Annotated in this window: 17 protein-coding genes and 1 tRNA gene; 14 read left to right on the forward strand and 4 right to left on the reverse strand. The window is 41.6% G+C overall.

What is annotated here, in order from left to right:
• Positions 1-211 precede the first annotated feature (211 nt).
• From DFP80_RS15305 to DFP80_RS15320, 4 genes are all read left to right on the forward strand, one after another.
• Positions 212-1,111: an aldo/keto reductase gene (locus DFP80_RS15305; RefSeq protein ID WP_113917683.1), complete on the forward strand. Its 900-nt coding sequence runs from the start codon at positions 212-214 to the stop codon at positions 1,109-1,111.
• A 180-nt stretch (positions 1,112-1,291) separates the two neighbouring features.
• Positions 1,292-1,801, forward strand: a complete 510-nt coding sequence (locus DFP80_RS15310) for a putative pterin-binding protein (protein WP_113917684.1) — start codon at positions 1,292-1,294, stop codon at positions 1,799-1,801.
• Between the two features lie 7 nt (positions 1,802-1,808).
• Positions 1,809-4,205, forward strand: coding sequence for an ATP-binding protein (locus DFP80_RS15315; protein ID WP_113917685.1), 2,397 nt, complete (start codon positions 1,809-1,811; stop codon positions 4,203-4,205).
• A gap of 10 nt (positions 4,206-4,215) precedes the next feature.
• Positions 4,216-5,268 (forward strand): HD domain-containing phosphohydrolase, encoded by a 1,053-nt coding sequence (locus tag DFP80_RS15320; RefSeq protein ID WP_113917686.1) that lies wholly within the window; start codon positions 4,216-4,218, stop codon positions 5,266-5,268.
• Between the two features lies 1 nt (position 5,269).
• On the opposite strand, the gene DFP80_RS15325 is transcribed toward DFP80_RS15320, so the two are convergent.
• Complete coding sequence (locus DFP80_RS15325) at positions 5,270-5,779, reverse strand: YchJ family protein (protein WP_113917687.1); 510 nt, start codon at positions 5,777-5,779, stop codon at positions 5,270-5,272.
• A 79-nt stretch (positions 5,780-5,858) separates the two neighbouring features.
• Here DFP80_RS15325 and sbcB point away from each other — a divergent pair, with 79 nt between their 5' ends.
• From sbcB to pyrC, 4 genes are all read left to right on the forward strand, one after another.
• Positions 5,859-7,313, forward strand: coding sequence for an exodeoxyribonuclease I (sbcB, locus tag DFP80_RS15330; RefSeq protein WP_113917688.1), 1,455 nt, complete (start codon positions 5,859-5,861; stop codon positions 7,311-7,313).
• A gap of 9 nt (positions 7,314-7,322) precedes the next feature.
• Positions 7,323-8,354, forward strand: coding sequence for an AI-2E family transporter (locus tag DFP80_RS15335; protein WP_113917689.1), 1,032 nt, complete (start codon positions 7,323-7,325; stop codon positions 8,352-8,354).
• A 175-nt stretch (positions 8,355-8,529) separates the two neighbouring features.
• Positions 8,530-10,377, forward strand: coding sequence for a DEAD/DEAH box helicase (locus DFP80_RS15340; RefSeq protein WP_113917690.1), 1,848 nt, complete (start codon positions 8,530-8,532; stop codon positions 10,375-10,377).
• 154 nt (positions 10,378-10,531) lie between these two features.
• Positions 10,532-11,563, forward strand: coding sequence for a dihydroorotase (gene pyrC / locus DFP80_RS15345; RefSeq protein ID WP_113917691.1), 1,032 nt, complete (start codon positions 10,532-10,534; stop codon positions 11,561-11,563).
• Between the two features lie 161 nt (positions 11,564-11,724).
• Here pyrC and DFP80_RS15350 read toward each other — a convergent pair.
• Positions 11,725-11,809: transfer RNA gene (locus DFP80_RS15350), tRNA-Leu, on the reverse strand.
• A 184-nt stretch (positions 11,810-11,993) separates the two neighbouring features.
• Here DFP80_RS15350 and DFP80_RS15355 point away from each other — a divergent pair.
• The 5 genes from DFP80_RS15355 to DFP80_RS15375 all read left to right on the forward strand — a co-directional run bounded on the left by DFP80_RS15355 (position 11,994) and on the right by DFP80_RS15375 (position 17,297).
• On the forward strand, positions 11,994-12,725 hold the full coding sequence (locus DFP80_RS15355) for a DUF599 domain-containing protein (protein WP_113917692.1): 732 nt from the start codon (positions 11,994-11,996) through the stop codon (positions 12,723-12,725).
• Positions 12,715-13,419 (forward strand): O-methyltransferase, encoded by a 705-nt coding sequence (locus tag DFP80_RS15360; protein ID WP_113917693.1) that lies wholly within the window; start codon positions 12,715-12,717, stop codon positions 13,417-13,419. The genes DFP80_RS15355 and DFP80_RS15360 overlap by 11 nt, the downstream gene beginning before the upstream one ends.
• Before the next feature lie 216 nt (positions 13,420-13,635).
• The gene (htpG, locus tag DFP80_RS15365) at positions 13,636-15,564 is read left to right on the forward strand and encodes a molecular chaperone HtpG (protein WP_113917694.1); all 1,929 of its coding nucleotides are present in this window, start codon (positions 13,636-13,638) and stop codon (positions 15,562-15,564) included.
• Between the two features lie 176 nt (positions 15,565-15,740).
• Positions 15,741-16,580, forward strand: a complete 840-nt coding sequence (locus DFP80_RS15370) for a DNA ligase (RefSeq protein WP_113917695.1) — start codon at positions 15,741-15,743, stop codon at positions 16,578-16,580.
• A gap of 24 nt (positions 16,581-16,604) precedes the next feature.
• Positions 16,605-17,297 (forward strand): alpha/beta fold hydrolase, encoded by a 693-nt coding sequence (locus DFP80_RS15375; RefSeq protein WP_241560330.1) that lies wholly within the window; start codon positions 16,605-16,607, stop codon positions 17,295-17,297.
• Positions 17,298-17,309: 12 nt separating this feature from the next.
• Here DFP80_RS15375 and DFP80_RS15380 read toward each other — a convergent pair whose 3' ends face one another.
• Positions 17,310-17,624: an ArsR/SmtB family transcription factor gene (locus DFP80_RS15380; protein WP_241560331.1), complete on the reverse strand. Its 315-nt coding sequence runs from the start codon at positions 17,622-17,624 to the stop codon at positions 17,310-17,312.
• A gap of 178 nt (positions 17,625-17,802) precedes the next feature.
• The gene (gene xthA / locus DFP80_RS15385; RefSeq protein ID WP_113917697.1) at positions 17,803-18,618 is read right to left on the reverse strand and encodes an exodeoxyribonuclease III; all 816 of its coding nucleotides are present in this window, start codon (positions 18,616-18,618) and stop codon (positions 17,803-17,805) included.
• Between the two features lie 183 nt (positions 18,619-18,801).
• Here xthA and gorA point away from each other — a divergent pair, with 183 nt between their 5' ends.
• Positions 18,802-20,175, forward strand: coding sequence for a glutathione-disulfide reductase (gene gorA / locus DFP80_RS15390; RefSeq protein WP_113917698.1), 1,374 nt, complete (start codon positions 18,802-18,804; stop codon positions 20,173-20,175).
• Positions 20,176-20,212 lie beyond the last annotated feature (37 nt).

Raw genomic sequence — 20,212 nt, forward strand, 5'->3', positions numbered from 1 at the left:
TTCGAAATTGCCTGCAATTTACTTGTTATCGTCTGTCCATTGTAGGTGGTCGCGTCGCTCTTTCATTAGAGGTCAGTCTTGAATGGGGCATAGTATACCTTTGATGATGTTTCCTGTCAGTTATGCGAGTTCACAGAGTTCGCTGTTTTTTTATCGTAAAGTCTCCTTTAGAATGCTTGGCAATAAAACAATGACATAAAGGAAGATTTTCATGAGACATCAGTATCACCCCCTTGGTTTCGAAGGGTCACGTATTGCTCAAGGTTTTTGGCGATTGCAAGAGTGGGAGATGACTTCTTCAGAAACATTAGGCTTTATTGAGGCGTGCTTAGATTTAGGTGTGACGACATTCGATCATGCCGATATCTATGGTGACTACCAATGTGAAGCGTTGTTTGGCGAGGCGTTAAAGCTTAAACCCGCGTTACGAGATAAAATGGAAATCGTTACTAAGTGTGGGATCTTGTTGCCGTCAGATAACCGTCCTGATATTCAAGTGCACCGTTATGATTATCGCTCTGAGCATATTTTGGCTAGTGTTGATCGATCGTTGGAAAATTTACAGTGTGATTATATTGATACTTTGTTGTTGCATCGCCCGAGCCCTTTAATGGATGCAGATGACGTTGCTCAAGCACTGGATTTGCTATTTACGCTTGGCAAGGTTAAGCACTTTGGAGTGTCCAATTTTACGACTCGTCAGTTCGACTTATTACAGTCACGTCTTGATGCCCCCTTGATTATCAATCAGGTTGAATTGTCACCATTGGCATTGCAGCATTTTGAGGACGGTACATTGGATCACGTGCAACAGCATGCAGTAACGCCAATGGCCTGGTCTCCTTTTGCAGGTGGGGAAATGTTCTCTGGCACGAACGAAAAGGCTCAAAGAGTTCAAGATGTGCTGCAAGTTTTGGCACAAGAGAAAAACTGTGAGATTGATCAGATTGTTGTCGCTTGGTTATTGCATCATCCAGCTGGTATTTGCCCTGTTATGGGGTCTGGAAAAATTGCTCGTTTAGCGACTGCTGTCGATGCTATGTCAACGCCGCTGAGTGATGATGATTGGTTTCGAGTTTGGATTGCTTCTCAAGGTCAACCAGTGCCTTAAGTAACTGTTAAAGATAAGGTTTTAACTAAAAAAAGCTGCCGCGGCAGCTTTTTTTTGTATCTATTGTGCGGCCTTTGTTTTTCTCGGTGTAGAAAACGTGTCATTTCGTAAGTGACTAACGAGTGTGTCTACATTTATCTCTATACTCAAAGGATATTAATTCATCTTGAGGTGTGTTGAATGAAATCGTATATCGTTGCGGGAATCATTTTTCTGGGGGGCTTTGCTCTCAATGACTCGTATGCTCAAACTTTACCTAAGCCAACTGGAACTGTCATTCTTACGATTTCAGGGAATATAACGAACACTAATACTGACGAGCAAACCGCTGAATTCGACCGCGACATGCTGATGAGTCTAGAGGTGATTGATCAACAAACGATGACACCTTGGAGTGAGGGAGTTGATATTTATCGTGGGCCTCTATTGCGCTCTGTTATGGCGACTGTGGGGGCGAAAACAGGTGAGCTATCTGTAACAGCATTAAATGACTACAGTGCCGAAGTGCCAAAGCAAGATGGTGAAGATTATGATGTGATTCTAGCAATGGATATGAATGGTAAACCTATGAGAATAAGGGAAAGGGGTCCCATCTTTCTACTTTATCCTTTTAGTGATCTCCCTAGTTTGAATAATGAAGTGATTCACAATCGCTCTGTTTGGCAAATAAAGTCGATAAATATTGAGTGAGTTTTAGATGCGATTCTCAAAATCTTCTATTGTTAGTGCTTATGATAAAAAGAAATTGTCATCTTTTCTTTTATTGGTAGTTGCTGCTCTCATTTTTATGGGGGCGTCAATGTTGATTTTCAAAGAGTTGGTCGAACGCCAGAAAATAGTGATGTCAGCAGTAGAGGAGGATGCGTTATGGGCTGCTTATCAATTAGACAGAGAAACGCTAAAGTTGAGGAATTCGCTTAAATTACTTGAGGATGATTTTAGTGAGAAGCGCCTTAGCGATGCGAGAATTCGTTTTGATATTCTTTACAGCCGAGTCAATGTTTTAGAAGAAGGTCAGCTGAGAGTGCTTTTTGATCGCCTAGAAAACTCAGTAGAAATGATGGCCGTGCTTCAGCGAGAAATGGCTGATATTGATCGTCTTCTCTTTATAAATAAATCTTTCATTGATGTAGGTCTATTATTAGTTAAAAGTGATGGTTTGCTGAGTAAAACAGAAAGTATCGTTTTGGCTACGCTTGCGTCTAGGTCAAAAGATAAGGTAAAGCAGAGAAATGATACTTTAGGGTTGTTTATTTATTTAGGGTCATTAATTGCACTGTTAACTATTACTATGGCTTTTATTATATTAATGCTTTTTAAACAGTTAGAGGTCGCGAAGAAATCTTATGAAAAATCTCAGAAATTAGCCAATGAACTTGAGGTTGCCGTTTTTTCAGCAGAGCAAGCTTTGAAAGTTAAATCAGAGTTTTTAGCGACTATGAGTCATGAAATTCGTACACCAATGAATGCTATTGTTGGCTTCAGTTATCTATTATTAGATGGGGATCTAGATAACGATCATAGAGAAAAGGTAATGAAAATCCAGCAATCTGCTGATGGTCTACTTGCAATTATCAATAGCGTTTTGGATTATTCGAAAATTGAATCAGGGAAAGTGGATATAGAGAGTAAGTCATTTAGTCTTGATGATGTACTTGAATATGTTTATCAAACTGGAGAAAACCTTGCTCAATCCAAAAAACTAGATTTTATGATTTGTCGTGATTTTTCTATCAATGATAATCTAATAGGTGATAAAACTAAACTGCAACAGATTCTTGTTAATGTAGTTGGAAATGCGATTAAGTTTACGGATGCAGGAAGAGTTAAGGTAAAAGTTTCTCAATTAAATGCTGAAGAAATATTGATTGATGTACAGGATACGGGGAGTGGCATACCTGATGGTGTTGATGTATTCGATGTCTTTAAGCAAGCCGATAGTAGTACAACAAGGTTGCATGGAGGAACTGGTTTAGGGCTTAGTATTACTCAAAAACTAGTGGGGTTACTTGGCGGCCACATTACCTATAAAAGCGTTTTAAATGAAGGTAGTGTTTTTACGATTAAACTTCCTTATTTTCCTGATAATAAAATGGATTTGCTGCCTTTCGAGAAAATCGCGATATTTGAGGAGGATACAGAGATAACCTCTTTGCTTTCCGATCTCAATGGTACTCGTATAACTTCATTAAAACTATCTGATATGTCTGATAGTCATCTCCCCGTTATTGCTAGCCGACAATTTTTTTCAGATGATTATGTGAATCCTGATGAATTAAAGTGTTTTGAAAAACGTATTTTACTCTTAAGTGGTGGCGCTCTTAATATTTCTGGTCTTTTAGTTACAGGTCTTGTTACTCCGACTAATATAAATAGAAAAATAATATCTCTGAAGTTAGGCGGTGAAGACATAAAAGGTCAGGGGGATATTCAGTCAGTGCTAGAAGATCAGGGTTATTTTAGAAATAAAACCATTTTATTGGCTGAAGATAATAAGGTGAATGCCAGTATTGTTAAGGCTGTTATCGAAAAGCTAGGTGCGTCAATTGATTGGGTTGAAAATGGCCGGGAAGCTTATGATCACACGCTTTTAAGAGCCTATGACTTAATTCTAATGGATATAAGAATGCCTGTTATGGATGGGTATGAGTCGAGTGAAAAAATATTCAATCATTTAGGTGGTAGAAAGCCTCCAATTCTTTTTTTGACTGCTGACGCATTGATTTTGGAGAAAGAGAAGTTTATAGATTTGGGTGTCGACGATGTTTTATTTAAGCCATTAGATCCATATCTTTTGATTGAAAAAATTGAGTTTTGGATGATTCGCTATCAGTTTAATGCCTTGTTTGAAAAAAGTAATAGTGACGAATTATCTTTCTTTTGGTTTAAGGTCGAGGAGCTGGAATCTTTATTAAAAGATGGTGATTCTGAATCGGAAAAATCAATAAAAAATATAATTGAAAGTGTTTTTTGTTGTGACGATACTGGTCTTCTAAATTCTGCACTTGAAGATATTTGTTCTTATGATTACCAGGACGCGATTAAAAAAGTTAAGGCTTTTAAGCGTAACTTTGTATTAGCTGGTTTGGAGTGAAATTAAATTGATGATTGAGCATAAAGTAACAAGTCAAATAACTTTAAAGCGCAAGCGTATACTTATTGTTGATGATGTGCCTAAAAATATTGATTTACTAAAAAATATTTTATCTGAGCAGTACCATGTTCAAGTGGCTAAAGGTGGAAAACTGGCCTTAGAGATTGTTAATAGATCCTTACCTGACATCATACTACTGGACATTATGATGCCAGATATGAATGGTTTTGAGGTGTGTGAGCAACTTAAATCTAACCCGAAAACACAGGATATTCCGGTTATCTTTTTAACTGCTGTTACAGACCCCCAGCATGAACAGAGAGGGTTTGATGTTGGTTGTGTGGACTTTATTACTAAGCCAATAACGCCTTTGACTACCCTAGCTAGGGTGTCAACACATTTAAAACTGGCGGAAGAAAATCTACGTAATAAGCAAATTATTGATGATAGAACGAGAGAGCTTGATGAAGCACTTGAATCGGCTATCGGTATGTTAGGGGCGGTAAGTCAGCTTAATGATACTGACACCGGAGTGCATATGTGGCGAATGGCGGATTATTGTGCTGCCCTCGCTAGGGCAATAGGTTGGGACGAAGCTAAGGTCGAGCTGTTAAAGCTGGCCGCTCCTATGCATGATACGGGTAAGGTAGGTATTCCTCATAGTATTTTAAAATCACCTCATAAATTAACGGATGATGAATGGGTTATTATGCGTCAGCACACTGTTATTGGTCATGAAATATTGATAAGAGGAGAGGCGCCATTATTTAAATTGGCGGCTGAAGTGGCATTAGGCCATCATGAGAGATGGGATGGTCAAGGATACCCCTCTAAATTAAAGGGAGCGGAGATCCCCCAATCTGCTAGAATTGTTGCCTTGGCTGATGTATTCGATGCACTCACTATGCAACGTCCTTATAAGAGGAGTTGGACTATAGAAGAGTCATTTGAGCATATTCAGCAAGCCGCAGGTACCCAATTTGATCCCGATTTAGTACATGTTTTCTTATCGATTGAAGACGAGCTGAGATGCATAAAAGAAAAATGGGACGCTGTTGAATAGATTAGGCAACAGCGCAGCATTTTTTAAATTTTTTGCCTGATCCGCATAGGCATGGGTCATTTCTACCTACTTTCATCGCGTCAGAGTTAATCAATGGCGTATTTTTCTCAACATCGTGTTCACCAGAAATGTAGAACCATTGCCCTTTCACCTTTTTGAACATCGAGCGTTCGCTTAATCGGCCTATATGTTTGCCTTCTTTGAAGTGAGCTGAGAAGGAGACTACACCCGTTTTGTCCTTTTCTAAGCCATTTTCGGTGGCGTTAATTTCTAGCTTTATCCATTTTGTATGCTCGTTGCTATCTTGGATGTCCTTTATATTTTGGTCAGGCTCATCTTTTAATTTTTGTGTGTCAGCAATATATTGAAAGTCACCAATAGCAAAAGCAGTATAACGCGAACGCATTAGTGTTTCGGCCGTAGGTGCGGTACCTGGATTGTTATGGTACATGCCACAACACATCTCATATGGGCTTCCTGTTCCGCATGGACAAATTACTGGGACTGGCATAGATATACTCCTCTCATCGCCAAATACACGCCAAGGTGCGTATAATACCTTTTTATTTAACGGCTTACAGGAATTATTTGTGACTTCATCGGGCCCCACTTCATTTTTTTGGTTTGATTTTGAGACAACCGGAACGGACCCTGCGCGAGATCGTCCCATGCAGTTTGCGGGGATTAGAACGGATCTTGATTTTAATCCCATAGGCGACCCCATCATGTTTTACTGCCGTCTAGCGGAAGATGTGTTGCCACAACCAGAAGCGTGTTTGTTGACTGGAATAAGTCCTCAAGATGCGAATAGGGAGGGCTTGTGTGAAGCTGAGTTTATGCAAGCCGTAGAGGCAGAGCTTTCTCAACCAGGTACCTGTGCTTTAGGTTATAATACTATTCGTTTTGATGACGAGGTTGTTCGCTACGGTTTTTATCGTAACTTTATTGATCCTTACGCAAGAGAGTGGCAAAACAACTGTTCTCGATGGGATATGATTGATTTAGTGCGTATGACATATGCTATGCGTCCAGAGGGTATTGTTTGGCCAAAGAACGAAGAGGGTCAAGTTTCAATGAAACTGGAAGCGCTCACAAAGGCAAACGACATTGCTCACGAGCAAGCGCATGATGCGTTGTCGGATGTTTATGGAACGATTGAGATTGCTAAGTTAATTCGTAATAAACAGCCTAAATTGTTTGCTTACTATTTCAAAATGCGCCAAAAACATGAGTTGCAGCAGTTTATTGATGTGGCACGACTTAAGCCTTTTTTACATATCTCAGGCATGTTTGGCCAAGCGAAAAACTACGCGGCTTTTGTCGTGCCTATTGCTCCACACCCAACGAATAAAAATGGCGTGATTGTCTATGACCTTATGGCAGATGCTCAGCCTTTAATCGATTTAAGCGTGGATGAGATCCGTCATCGAGTCTTTACTCGTCAAGATGAGCTTGGCGATCTAGAAAGATTACCTTTAAAAGTAATCCATTATAATAAGTCTCCTGCGGTTGCGCCTGCGACATTTTTGAAAGATGCTAATGTCGTCAAACGACTCCAATTGGATGGTTCAATGTGTCGTCATAATCTTGCCATCATCAAAGGGCATGCTGGTTTGGCGGCTAAGCTGAGTGATGTCTTCGTGCAGGAAGATCGGCCAATACATAAAGACCCCGATGTTATGCTGTATTCGGGTGGATTTTTCTCTCGAGAAGATAAAGTAAGAATGGAGAAGATTCGTTCGACACCAGCAGATCAGTTGTCAGAGTTGGCCATGTCGTTTGATGATCGACGTTTACCTGAAATGTTAATGCGTTATATTGGTCGAAATTATCCAGATCAACTAACCGAACAGCAACAATTTGAATGGGAAGAATATAGGCAGATTCGCTTGCTTGAAAAAGATGGTGGAGGCTCTATCAATATGGAGCAATATTTTGAGCGGTTGAACCATATTGCTCAAAGCCCAGATTTATCAGCTACGAAACAAATAATGCTTCAGGACTTGGCGGATTATGCGCAAAGTATTTACCCAATACCTTTGTAAGGAATTAATATGAGCGAACAGCATAAGGGGATACATTGGCTGGTTGGTTTTGCCGCCTTTGTGATCATTATTGCAGCACTAAAAGAAGCCTCTCAAATAGTGGTGCCTTTTATGCTATCTGTTTTTATAGCAATTATCTGCGCACCGGCTATGTCTAGTCTGCGTCGCCGAAACTTACCTACTTGGCTTTCCATCTTAGTGGTTGTTTTGGTTATATTGATTGGGATTAGCTCCATTGCTGTTCTGGTTGGTGCTTCTTTGGACAATTTTTCTAGTCAGCTGCCTAATTACAAAACGCGTTTTGGTGAAGAAATGTCCGGTTTAATACAAATGATCAATCGGCTGGGCCTTCACATTTCTTACGATCAGGTAAAAGGATATATTGATCCTTCCGCTTTGATGCAAATGGTGGCAAATGCATTAAGAGGGCTTGGAAGTGCGCTTACCAATCTGGTTTTGGTGGTGATGATCGTGATCTTTATTTTATTTGAAGCTGTTGAGTTACCTAAGAAGCTGTCTTTGGCGTTTAGTGATGCGTCTAAATCAATGGATAAATTTGACTCCTTTATTAAATCGGTTAACCGTTATTTGGTGATTAAGACTTTACTTAGCATGTTGACAGGTGTGCTGATCACTTTCTTCATGTGGGTCTTGGGGGTGGATTTTCCTATTTTGTGGGGCGTCTGCGCATTTCTTTTAAACTTTGTCCCTAATATCGGATCTATAATTGCTGCCGTTCCGGCTGTTTTACTTGCTTTTGTTCAGTTGGGTAGCTTATCAGCTGGATTGGTTGCGGGTGTATTTTTAATTGTGAATTTGATCGTCGGTAATGTGATAGAGCCACGTTATATGGGGCGTGGGCTAGGGTTATCTACCTTGGTAGTATTTCTTTCTTTACTACTTTGGGGTTGGGTGTTTGGCCCCGTTGGCATGTTACTCTCCATTCCACTGACCATTATTATGAAACTGGCTTTTGAGGCAAACCCAAAAATGCACTGGTTGGCGGTAATGATTGACTCCAAAGTGGATGGTGATAAGTAACATAAAAGATTGGCGTTACAAGGCGCCAATCTTATTTTTAATACGGCCTAGCTTATTTTGGTTTTATTGTATATACTTCGCCATCAGTTTTTCCTCCGAGAATTTCTAGAGAATTTCATTAAGGCATGTAAATGATTACAGGCCTTATCCTCACCAAAAAAAGGTACTAATTTACATGTCTGACGCTGATACTCAGCCTACATTTGATTCGTTGGGCCTAATCGCCCCTGTTCTTAAAGCGGTTGCTGACCTAGGTTACGAGCAACCATCTGCTATCCAAGCGCAAAGTATTCCATATCTATTAGAAGGTCGAGACCTTTTGGGGCAAGCGCAGACGGGTACTGGTAAGACAGCGGCGTTCGCGCTTCCGTTGTTGTCTCGCATTGATGTTACAGATAAAACGACACAATTACTTGTGCTGGCTCCCACTCGTGAACTTGCTATTCAGGTTTCTGAAGCATTTCAAACTTACGCTCGTCACCTTCCTGATTTTCATGTTTTGCCTATTTACGGCGGCATGTCATACGACACTCAACTTCGCCAGCTAAAGCGTGGTGTGCAGGTTGTTGTTGGTACGCCGGGCCGTGTTATGGACCACATTCGTCGCAAAACATTGAAACTAGAGGGTCTTAAGGCCTTGGTTCTTGATGAGGCGGATGAAATGTTGCGTATGGGGTTTATTGATGATGTAGAGTGGGTTCTTGAACAAACACCACCAACACGTCAAATTGCTTTGTTCTCTGCAACAATGCCTTCAGTGATTCGTCAGGTGGCCAACCGTCATTTAACCAATCCTAAAGAAATTAAAATCGTCACTAAAACATCGACAGCGATGACGATTACTCAAAAATACTGGCCTGTAAGCGGTTTGCATAAATTAGACGCTTTAACTCGTATTCTTGAGATGAACGAACACGATGGCATGATCATCTTTGTTCGTACTAAAGCGGCAACAGTTGAATTGGCTGAAAAGCTAACGGCTCGTGGTCACGCTTGTGAAGCCTTGAATGGTGACATTAGTCAGAATTTACGTGAACGTACAGTTGATCGTATCAAGAAAGGTCAAATTGATATTCTTGTTGCGACTGACGTTGTAGCTCGTGGCTTGGATGTAGAACGCGTAAGTCACGTTGTTAACTACGACATTCCATACGATACAGAGTCTTATGTTCACCGTATCGGTCGTACTGGTCGTGCTGGTCGTTCTGGTACTGCAATCTTATTCGTTGCTCATCGTGAGCGTCGTATGTTGCAAGCCATTGAGCGTGCGACTCGTCAGCCAATTGAAAGTATGACATTGCCAACGGCATCAGACATTAATGCACACCGCATTAATCGCTTTAAGCAAAAAATTACCGATGTGATGGACAACGAAAATCTTGATTTCTTCCTAGAGCTTGTTCAAAGCTACCAGAAAGAAAACGAAGTTGATCCATTGAAAATGGCTGCTGCATTAGCGCACATGGCTCAGGGTAAAACTCCGTTGTTACTATCTGAAATGGAGGTTCGTCAAGAGCGTAGAGAGCGTCGTGAAGACCGTGATAGCTCTCGTGGTGATCGTGCGCCTCGCGAACGTAAGGTTCGCCCTGTGACCGCTGAAGCTATGCCGTTGAAAGACGACCCAGACACGTCTATGACGCGTTATGTTGTTCAGGTTGGTTATAGTGATGGCGTTAAGCCAGGGAATATTGTTGGGGCAATTGCTAACGAAGCTGATATTGAAAGCCGTTACATTGGTCATATCGAGATCTATGAAGATTTCGCAACAGTAGACCTTCCTTCAAACCTTAGTACTGATGCGCTAGGTAAGTTGGGTAAAACACGTATTTGTGGTCAGCGTACTGACATTGCTAAATTGGAAAATGCTGATGAGTTGAATAAGCGTGCAGCAGCACCTTCTACTCGCAAGCGTCCATCTGGTGATCGCCGCCCATCTAATGGTGGAGAGCGTCGTCGTTCATCTAATGGTGGTCGAGATCGCGGCGGTGAGCGTCGTCCAAGAGCGCCACGTAAAAACGCGTAATACGCTTTGCTGGTAGTTCCTTTAAAAAACCGGATCTAGAAATAGGTTCGGTTTTTTTATGTCAATATGTTGGCTACTGCCGATGAACTACTTCTGTTAAAATTCCTTTGTTATTTCCCCTTACTACCTAATACGTTATCTAAAAAGGCTGCTCATGAACGCAATTACTATTATTAAACCAGATGATTGGCACTTACATTTTCGTGATCAAGATATGTTACTTGAGACGGTTCCAGCTACTGCACGTTGTTTTGAGCGCGCTGTGGTCATGCCGAACTTAGTGCCGCCAGTTACGACTGCCGAGTTAGCGTTGAGATATAAGGAGCGTATTTTGGCGGCTCGTCCTGCTGGGAGTACTTTCACACCTATCATGACCATCTATTTAACAGATAAAACCAGTGTCCAAGATATTCAAGATGCAAAAAAAGCAGGTGTTTTGGCGGCTAAGATGTATCCAGCTGGTGCGACAACTAACTCTGATTCGGGTGTGAGTTCCCTAGAGTCATTGTATCCCGTGTTTGAAGCCTTGGCAGACAACGATATGTTGCTGCTGATCCATGGAGAAGTGACGCAAAAGCACATTGATATTTTTGATCGCGAAAAAGAATTTATTGATCAGCATATGGTGAATATTGTTGATCGAGTGCCTAGTTTAAAAGTCGTCTTCGAACACATCACCACAAAAGATGCTGTTGATTTTGTTTTGGCTGCCCGTGACGGTGTCGCTGCAACGATCACCCCTCAGCATTTGCTATTGAATAGAAACGATATGCTTGATGGTGGTGTCCGCCCACATAATTACTGTTTACCAGTGCTCAAACGTAGCACTCACCAGCAAGCTTTGCGTGACGTCGTTAAATCTGGATCGCCTAAGTTTTTCTTGGGAACGGATTCTGCACCGCATGCTAAACACCGCAAAGAGTCCGATTGTGGTTGTGCGGGTTGTTATAGTGCTTGGTCTGCGCTTGAGCTGTATACGCAGGTATTTGATGAATTGGGTGCGCTTGATAAGCTGGAAGGCTTTGCGAGCCTGTATGGCGCTGACTTCTATGGTCTGCCACGTAATACAGAGACAGTAACTTTGGTGCGAGAACCATGGGAGGTGCCTAACAGTATTACTTTGCCAGGCGGTGAGCCTATTGTGCCTTTCTTCGCTGGTAAACAGGTGTCTTGGAAGTTGAAATAAAGCCACTTAACTTGATGTTGGGTGACAATATAGAGCCGAATTCAGCAAGGGATTCGGCTTTTTTTATGACAAAAAAATCTGATGCAAGAGGTATGGGTGTTGTTTAATGTAAGATGGGTTGAGTGCGTTGTTTAGTTTGATAGAAGGGAGAAAAAATAAGATGGTGCGGATGGAGAGACTCGAACTCTCACGCCGTGAAGCACTGGAACCTAAATCCAGCGTGTCTACCAATTCCACCACATCCGCATGTCGTGTTGACGGGCGAGATCTTACCGATATTTTCAGTCGATGCAAGTGTTTTTTTGGGTAAGTATTTAGATTTATTTATTTAACCCGCTTCGTAGGATTTTCTAAGCAGAAGTTGGGACATGTAAACCGAAAAATGATCTAATATTGCTACCCTAAATTGTTTCTTCAGCAGAGTTAAAATATGGAAAAGCATTCTGTTTCACTGATCTTAAATCCCCTTGATCTTGCAACGCTTGTTGTCTTTTTTGCGTGTTGGTGGGGGTATGCTTTTTATGCCCAATATAACTCCAAGCGTCGCTCTTGTTTGGTCAGTGTATTGCACCAATTTAGATTGGCATGGATGTCGCGATTACTGAGACGAGATAACCGAATTGCCGATGCATCCGTAATGGCTAACTTAGAACGAAGCAGTTTGTTTTTTGCTTCGAGTAGCTTGTTGATTATTGCTGGTCTTTTCACGGCTTTTAATTATTCAGAAAAAGCGTTGGGTATTTTATCGGATTTTTATCTTTTATCTCCAATGAGCCAGCAAGAGTGGGAATTAAAAATTATTGTATTGGTGGCCATTTTTTCCTATGCATTTTTCACCTTCACTTGGTCGGTTAGACAATATAATTTTTGTTCTGTGTTGGTTGGTAGCGCACCATTAGCAACAGAACGTGGTATCGAAGACAGTGAGCGTGAACTGTATGCCATGTATATGGCGCAAATTTGTAGCTTGGCGGCGAACCAGTTTAACTATGGGTTACGTGCTTTCTATTTTGCGATGGCATTTTGTGGTTGGTTCCTTGGACCATATTTCTGTATGGCGGCTAGCGTCATGGTGGTGGCGGTGTTATATCGTCGAGAATTCCGTTCTAAAACGTTCAAAACCCTAAGTCGTGGATTGGTAATGAAATCTCATGCTTCCTAATTTTCCAAAACCTTTACCTGAAGATGATAAGCCTGTTAACCGGACTGTTAATGTTGATGACAGGTTGTATCAGTACTTAGTTGATGTCTCCGTTCGTGAGGATGATCTGTTAAGAGCACTACGTCGTGAGACTGCTCAGTACCATATGGCGCGTATGCAATTATCACCAGAAGTTGGCCAATTATTAGCTTTGCTAGTAAAGCTTCACGCTCCAAAGAAGCTTCTTGAAATTGGCGTATTTACTGGTTATAGCACCTTGTCGATGGCGATGGCGATGTCTAAAAGTGCAACTTTAGTTGCGATTGAAAAAAAGCAGATGTGGCTGGATATTGCGACACGCTATTTACAGCAAGCTGGTGTAATGGATCGTGTTATTACCTATTGTGACAAAGCCTTGCCAGTCATGGAATCTCTTTTGGAGACTGAGCGTGAGACGTTTGATTTCATCTTTATCGATGCTGATAAACAAAATTTACTGGCTTATTATCAATTAGCGAAGCAATTGCTACAACCCGGTGGTTGTTTGCTGATAGATAATACCTTGTGGTGGGGCAATGTCGCGGATGAAGCCTTTTCTGATAAAGATACCAAGATTGTTCGTGAACTGAATAAAACCATTCATGCTGATTTAGAGGTTGAGCTATCGCTCATTCCGATTGGGGATGGGCTGACATTGGTTCGAAAAAACACTTAAAGGCTGATCGTAAAATAATCAAAAAAGTTCGTTATTCCTTTCTTAAATGCCTTTTGCCTGATTATACCCATAAAATTATTGTGACTTTTTGCCTTTTTTTATCGCATAAGCCTCTTGAAATTGCTCCAAGAGGCTTTATCTATGATGCACAAGTGAAACGAAATACGCCCTTGGCTTTTTATCCAAGGGTTCATTCAAATAGGAGCAAGCTACAACATGGCAACTGATACTCAAAAAGAAACGTTAGGGTTTCAAACCGAAGTTAAACAACTACTTCATTTGATGATCCACTCTTTGTACTCCAACAAAGAGATCTTTCTACGAGAGCTTATTTCGAACGCATCCGATGCGGTAGATAAGCTTCGCTTTGAGTCTGTCGCTAACGCAGACCTTCTAGCAGAAGATCCAAACCTACGTGTTCGTATTGAATTTGATAAAGAGACGAATACAGTTGTTATCGATGATAATGGCGTAGGTATGTCCCGTGAAGAAGCGATTGCCAACCTTGGTACAATTGCAAAATCCGGTACGTCTTCTTTCCTAGAGCAATTGAGCGGCGATCAGAAAAAAGACAGCCAACTTATTGGACAGTTTGGTGTGGGCTTTTATTCTGCGTTCATCGTTGCTGATAAAGTAACGGTTGAAACTCGCCGTGCAGGTGTACCAGCTGATGACGCTGTACGTTGGGTATCTGATGGTTCTGGTGAATTTACTATCGAGAACATCGAGAAAGACACTCGTGGTACACGTATCATTCTTCATCTTAAAGCAGGTGAAAGCGAGTTCGCAGATAATCATCGTCTTCGTCATTTGGTCACTAAATACTCTGATCATATTTCTATCCCTGTTGAAATGGAAAAGCCGGTTTACCCAGAAATGGACGAAGAGGGCAATCCTAAGCCAGTGGAAGAAAACAAAGCGCCAGAATATGAAGCAGTTAACTCTGCAAAAGCTCTTTGGACTCGTCCTCGCAACGAAGTTACTGACGAAGAATATCAAGAGTTTTACAAGCACATTTCACACGATTACCAAGAACCTTTGAAGTGGTCTCATAACAAAGTAGAAGGTAAGTTAGAATACTCAAGCTTGTTGTACATTCCTTCCAAAGCACCTTACGATCTTTGGAATCGTGATATGCAACGCGGTTTGAAATTATACGTTCAGCGCGTATTTATCATGGATGAAGCAGAAGCATTCCTACCTCCTTATATGCGTTTCGTAAAAGGGGTAGTGGATTCAAATGATCTATCATTGAATGTCTCTCGTGAAATTTTGCAAAACGACCATGCGGTTGATTCTATGCGTTCTGCATTGACTAAACGCGTATTGGACATGTTGGGCAAAATGGCGAAGAACGAGCCAGAAGATTACCAAAAATTCTGGGACGAGTTCGGTAGTGTTATCAAAGAAGGCCCTGCAGATGATATGGGCAATAAAGATAAAATTGCTGGTTTGTTGCGTTTCAGCTCTACAAACACGGATGCCCCAGCGCAAACTGTGTCATTGGCTGAGTACATCGAGCGTATGAGTGAGGGTCAAGATAAGATCTACTATATTTATGCTGAGAGCCACAATACTGCGAAAAACAGCCCGCACCTAGAAATCTTGCGCAAAAAAGGTTTTGAAGTCTTGCTATTGAGCGACCGTATCGATGAGTGGATGATGTCCTCTCTTCAAGAGTTTGAAGGTAAGCAATTCCAAGATGTCACTAAAGGCAAACTTGATCTGGCCGATTCTGAAAACGAAGAAGAGAAAAAAGAAAAAGAAGAAAAGGCAGAGCAAATCAAGCCGCTTCTTGAGCGCATGAAGTCTGTCCTTGAGTCTAAAGTCACAGCAGTTAACAGCACAGATCGTTTGACTAACTCGCCAGCTTGTCTTGTTGTTGGTGAGTATGACATGGGTCTACAAATGCGCCGTTTGCTTGAACAAGCTGGTCAGCAGTTGCCTGAGTCTAAGCCAAGTCTTGAGGTGAATCCAGATCACCCAATCGTGGCGAAAATGGACGCAGAAACTGATGAAGATCGCTTTGCGGATATGGCATGGTTGTTGTTTGAGCAAGCGACTTTGTCTGAAGGTGGTCAGCTAGAAGATCCAGCGACATTTGTCAGCCGTATGAACAAATTAATAGTTCAGCTTAGCAAGTAATTAAGTCGCAGCTATCTATTAAGTAAATACGTTAAAAAGCCCATATTTGGTGACAAATATGGGCTTTTTATGTCTTGTAGTAGAGAGGAGTTACTTACGGTTTGATTCCATAAACAAAATCGTTTAGCGTTAACAGGTGCTACGGAAAGGCACTTTTAACATCAAAGGAGTGAATCATGTCTAAACTAAAATGTTTAGCCGTTTGGCTATTCTTATCCCCCATATTTCTTTTTGCGCAACCTGATGTGCAGCTGGCCACCGTATTTTCAGAGGGTGTTCATGTAAAAGAGTATCTTGTTAGTCAGAAATACGATGGAATTCGCGCAATTTGGACGGGGGGGCAGCTGCTCACTCGGCAAGGAACTCCCATATTTGCCCCAGCATGGTTTACCGATAAATTGCCACGTGTTTGGTTGGATGGGGAGCTTTGGTCTAAACATAATGATTTTGAATTCATTATGTCGACTGTGAGGAAACAGGTACCGGTCGATGGTGAATGGCGTAAGATTTATTACATGGTGTTTGATGCGCCAGACAGAGAAAGAAACATGACGTTTGAAGAAAGATACAAACGTTATACTCGTCTTCTTACTATTTTAGATTTGCCGCATGTTAAGCCAGTCGAGCAGTTCTCTGTTAGTAGTAACGAAACGCTGCATAGCCTGTTGACATCCTATGTGGAGAAAGGCGCAGAAGGTCTTATGTTACATCGTAGGCTTGCACGTTTTTCGAATGGCCGATCAGATAACTTACTAAAGCTAAAACCTTATATGGAAGCGGATGCGAAAGTTATTAAGATTTTAAATGGCACAGGTAAGTATGATGGCATGATGGGGTCAGTTTTAGTGGAAATGCCATCTGGCTTACGTTTTAAAATTGGCAGCGGCTTTTCAGATAAAGAGCGCAGCACCCCTCCAGATATTGGTACGTATGTTATTTATAAATATCATGGTTTTACGGAGCGAGGGATTCCTAGGTTTGCTAGCTTCTTGCGTTTACGTGATACTCAGTTTTAATGGTTAAGTTCAAGAGGTTCTTTTTTGGCAACGAAAGTATATTGCTTACCCGGTACTATGTGTGATGAACGGCTTTGGGAATTTACTCAGCAAGCATTAGGGGCGTCGCTTAGTCTGCAACATGTCCCCATTCCAATGGAAGGTAGTATTGACTCTATAATCGATGCTTTGGCTGAGATATTGCCCCAAGAGCCTATTCATCTGCTTGGTTTTTCTATGGGAGGGTACTTGGCTTGTGCCTTTGCCCTAAAATACGCCGAGCGAGTAAAGCGACTGATGGTTTTATCTAATACAGCAAGTGGCTTACTAGAAACAGAGCGCCATCAGCGTGAAGTTGCGCTTAATTGGGTAATAAAACGAGGCTATAAGGGGATACCAAAGAAAAAGGCATCAGCTATGCTAGGGCCGTCGAAGAAAGAGAAAGCTGAGCTTATTGATATTATCTTCGCAATGGATAGCGCGATGGGTGAAGCTGTTTTTGTTCAGCAATTAAAAAGTAGCTTGGATCGTCCAGATCTTTTGTTAATGATTGCAGAATCTAGCTTTCCTCTTTATTTTGCAGTGGGAAGTGATGATGCATTACTATCGAAAGCTGTTGTAGAAGATATGCAAGGTGCTAAGCAATTGGATGTTGAAGTCGTAGAGGGTTGCGGGCATATGCTGCCATTGGAGCAGCCAACAGTGCTGGCCGAATTGCTGAAAGAGTTTTTCCCATAAATCTATTTGGTTTTAAAGTGTCGGGCAAAACAAGCCATGAAGCGTCTTAATGAGCTCTTTTACTCTTGTATCACCAATACTGTAAAAAATAGTTTGAGACTCACGTCGAGTTTTTACCAATCCATCATTTCGTAAGACGGCTAAATGCTGAGAAAGTGCGGATTGGCTGAGCGGAAGCTTTTCATTTAATGCTGTCACAGACAATTCTTGATCTAGGATATAACATAAAATCATCAGGCGTTTTTCGTTGCTCAGAGCTTTTAAAAAAGCAGCGGCTTGGGATGATTGTTGCAGCATGTCTTCCATTGTTGGTGTTTTGTCTATCATGATCTTTTCTCGTTTCTATACGGCAAATTAAGCCTTGCGCTTTATGTTAAAAGCCAAAGCATCCACATTGTCTGTGGATAAGACCGGGACTAGTGGTATTGAATCATGTCTCTTCGTAGGTAGGGCGGTCACTGCATGATTTTGTATGATATTTGTACAGTGGCCGCCTTGGTTGTTTCTATTCTTCGAGATTGAAGCTAGTCCAGATTGGCGCATGATCGGAAGGCTTTTCTAGAGCTCGTAAATCGTAATCAACGTCGGAGTCTGTTAAATAAGGTGTTAGCCCATTGGACGACATGATTACATCAATTCTTAAGCCTCGTTTAGGTGTGTCATCAAAACCTTTGGAGCGATAATCAAACCAGCTAAAGCGATCATTTTTGTTTGGGTTAAGCTGGCGATAAGTGTCTGTTAACCCCCAATTAGATAGTGTTGCAAACCACTCTCTTTCTTCGGGTAAGAAGCTACATTTCCCCGTTCTTAACCAGCGTTTTGCATTTGCTTCACCAATACCTATGTCTAAGTCAGTTGGGGAAATATTAATATCACCCATCACGATAATTTTTTCATCAGGAGAGTGCGCAGCAAGGTATTGCATAAGGTCAGCATAAAACTTTCGTTTTGCTGGAAACTTAGTTTCGTGGTCACGGCTTTCACCTTGAGGGAAATAGCCGTTTAATACTTTTACTGGGCCTTGAGGAGTATCGAACGTCGCAATGATCATGCGACGCTGAGCTTCTTCATCGTCACCTGGAAACCCGTATTCTACCTTTATCGCTTCTTGCTTACTAAAAATAGCCACACCATAGTGTGACTTTTGCCCATAATAATAAGCATGATAGCCAACGGACTTAGGAATTTCGTGAGGGAAGGCGTCATCGTGAACTTTGATTTCTTGCAGGCCAATGACATCTGGCGCATGCTTTTCAACTAGTGCTTCTATTTGATGTGGTCGAGCACGCAAACCATTGATATTAAAAGATACAAATTTCATGTAAAGGATTCCATGGCGAATTTTCTTAATGATACCTAGATGTTTCAACTCCATAAAGCACTTAACGGAACGGAGTTGGTTAGATTTACCAATGATAATAATAGCTTCATTCTTTTTAACATCCTGTGCAAGCCCTGTTACACTCTAGTTATTGTTCTAATGAAATAATTTTGGAGACTAAGAATGTCTTATCAGTACGACTTATTTGTTATTGGTGCCGGTTCAGGTGGTGTTCGTGCTAGCCGTGTTGCAGCGTCTAAAGGGTATAAAGTCGCGGTTGCAGAAGGTAGTGCACTTGGTGGTACTTGTGTAAATATTGGATGTGTGCCGAAGAAATTATTTGTTTATGGTTCTGAATATGGTCATGGCTTTGAAGAAGCCGCTGGCTTTGGTTGGTCTCATCAAGGTGTTGAATTTAACTGGTCGGTTTTACGCGACAATAAAACCAAGGAAATTGAACGTTTAAATGGCATCTACGGCAATATGCTAGGTAATGCCGGTGTGGAAGTTATCTCTGGTTTTGCGAGTTTTGTTGATGAGCACACCGTCATGGTGGATGGCAAAACTTACACCGCAGAGCGAATTCTGATTGCCGTTGGCGCTAAACCTTTCATTCCTGAATTCCAAGGCAGTGATTTAGTCGTTAGCTCCAACGAAATGTTCTTCTTAGAAGCGCTGCCTAAAAAAGCCCTTGTTGTCGGAGGCGGTTACATTGCGGTTGAGTTTGCGGGCATTTTGAACGGTCTAGGTGTTAATACTAGTCTGGCTTATCGTGGTGATCAGCTACTCCGTGGTTTTGATGAAGATATTCGTGGGTTTGCTAGTGAAGAATACGCTAAATCTGGCATCGACGTGCGCTTGAATACAGACGTTGAAAGCATTGAACTTACTGATACCGCCAACTCAAAAGGTTCTCGAACTGTACATTTTAAAGACGGGCATTCGGAAGAGTTTGGTTTGATCCTTTATGCAACGGGTCGTGTGCCAAATGTCGCTTCGTTGGAACTAGAAAAGGCTGGCGTTGCAACAGGTAAAAATGGCGCGGTGATTGTTGATAATAACTTCACCACCTCAGCGAAAAGTGTATTTGCCCTTGGGGATGTGACAGACAATATTCAGTTAACGCCTGTTGCTATTAAAGAAGCCATGGCGTTGATCGCTTATTGGTTTGAAGGCAAAGAAGTCGATTTTGATTACGACAATATTCCAACGGCTGTCTTTAGCCAACCGGCAATCGGCACAGTTGGTTTAACCGAGCAAGAAGCAGAAAAACGTGGCCTAGACTTCCGTGTTTATCAAACGGACTTCCGTCCAATGAAACACACGTTAAGTGGTGGTACTTCTCGTTCTCTAATGAAGCTGTTAGTGAACAACGCCGACGATAAAGTGATTGGTGCCCACATGGTAGGTGATTACTCTGGCGAGATTATCCAAGGCTTAGGCATCGCTATTAAAGCTGGCGCTACCAAAGCGGACTTTGACGACACTGTGGGTGTTCACCCAACCAGTGCTGAAGAATTTGTTACTTTCTCGGCGGGTTCACTTAAGAAAAAATAAACTCAGCATTGCTTGCAGAGTAAATAAATGAAAAGAG

Source organism: Marinomonas rhizomae (genome assembly GCF_003315485.1).
Lineage (GTDB): Bacteria > Pseudomonadota > Gammaproteobacteria > Pseudomonadales > Marinomonadaceae > Marinomonas > Marinomonas rhizomae.

What these genes read in the sequence shown, in the direction of transcription:
- DFP80_RS15305 (WP_113917683.1), top strand. Translation starts at nt 212, where the DNA reads ATGAGACATCAGTATCACCCCCTTGGTTTCGAAGGGTCACGTATTGCT.
- DFP80_RS15310 (WP_113917684.1), top strand. Translation starts at nt 1,292, where the DNA reads ATGAAATCGTATATCGTTGCGGGAATCATTTTTCTGGGGGGCTTTGCT.
- DFP80_RS15315 (WP_113917685.1), top strand. Translation starts at nt 1,809, where the DNA reads ATGCGATTCTCAAAATCTTCTATTGTTAGTGCTTATGATAAAAAGAAA.
- DFP80_RS15320 (WP_113917686.1), top strand. Translation starts at nt 4,216, where the DNA reads ATGATTGAGCATAAAGTAACAAGTCAAATAACTTTAAAGCGCAAGCGT.
- DFP80_RS15325 (WP_113917687.1), bottom strand. Translation starts at nt 5,779, where the DNA reads ATGCCAGTCCCAGTAATTTGTCCATGCGGAACAGGAAGCCCATATGAG.
- DFP80_RS15335 (WP_113917689.1), top strand. Translation starts at nt 7,323, where the DNA reads ATGAGCGAACAGCATAAGGGGATACATTGGCTGGTTGGTTTTGCCGCC.
- DFP80_RS15340 (WP_113917690.1), top strand. Translation starts at nt 8,530, where the DNA reads ATGTCTGACGCTGATACTCAGCCTACATTTGATTCGTTGGGCCTAATC.
- pyrC (WP_113917691.1), top strand. Translation starts at nt 10,532, where the DNA reads ATGAACGCAATTACTATTATTAAACCAGATGATTGGCACTTACATTTT.
- DFP80_RS15355 (WP_113917692.1), top strand. Translation starts at nt 11,994, where the DNA reads ATGGAAAAGCATTCTGTTTCACTGATCTTAAATCCCCTTGATCTTGCA.
- DFP80_RS15360 (WP_113917693.1), top strand. Translation starts at nt 12,715, where the DNA reads ATGCTTCCTAATTTTCCAAAACCTTTACCTGAAGATGATAAGCCTGTT.
- htpG (WP_113917694.1), top strand. Translation starts at nt 13,636, where the DNA reads ATGGCAACTGATACTCAAAAAGAAACGTTAGGGTTTCAAACCGAAGTT.
- DFP80_RS15370 (WP_113917695.1), top strand. Translation starts at nt 15,741, where the DNA reads ATGTCTAAACTAAAATGTTTAGCCGTTTGGCTATTCTTATCCCCCATA.
- DFP80_RS15380 (WP_241560331.1), bottom strand. Translation starts at nt 17,624, where the DNA reads ATGATAGACAAAACACCAACAATGGAAGACATGCTGCAACAATCATCC.
- xthA (WP_113917697.1), bottom strand. Translation starts at nt 18,618, where the DNA reads ATGAAATTTGTATCTTTTAATATCAATGGTTTGCGTGCTCGACCACAT.
- gorA (WP_113917698.1), top strand. Translation starts at nt 18,802, where the DNA reads ATGTCTTATCAGTACGACTTATTTGTTATTGGTGCCGGTTCAGGTGGT.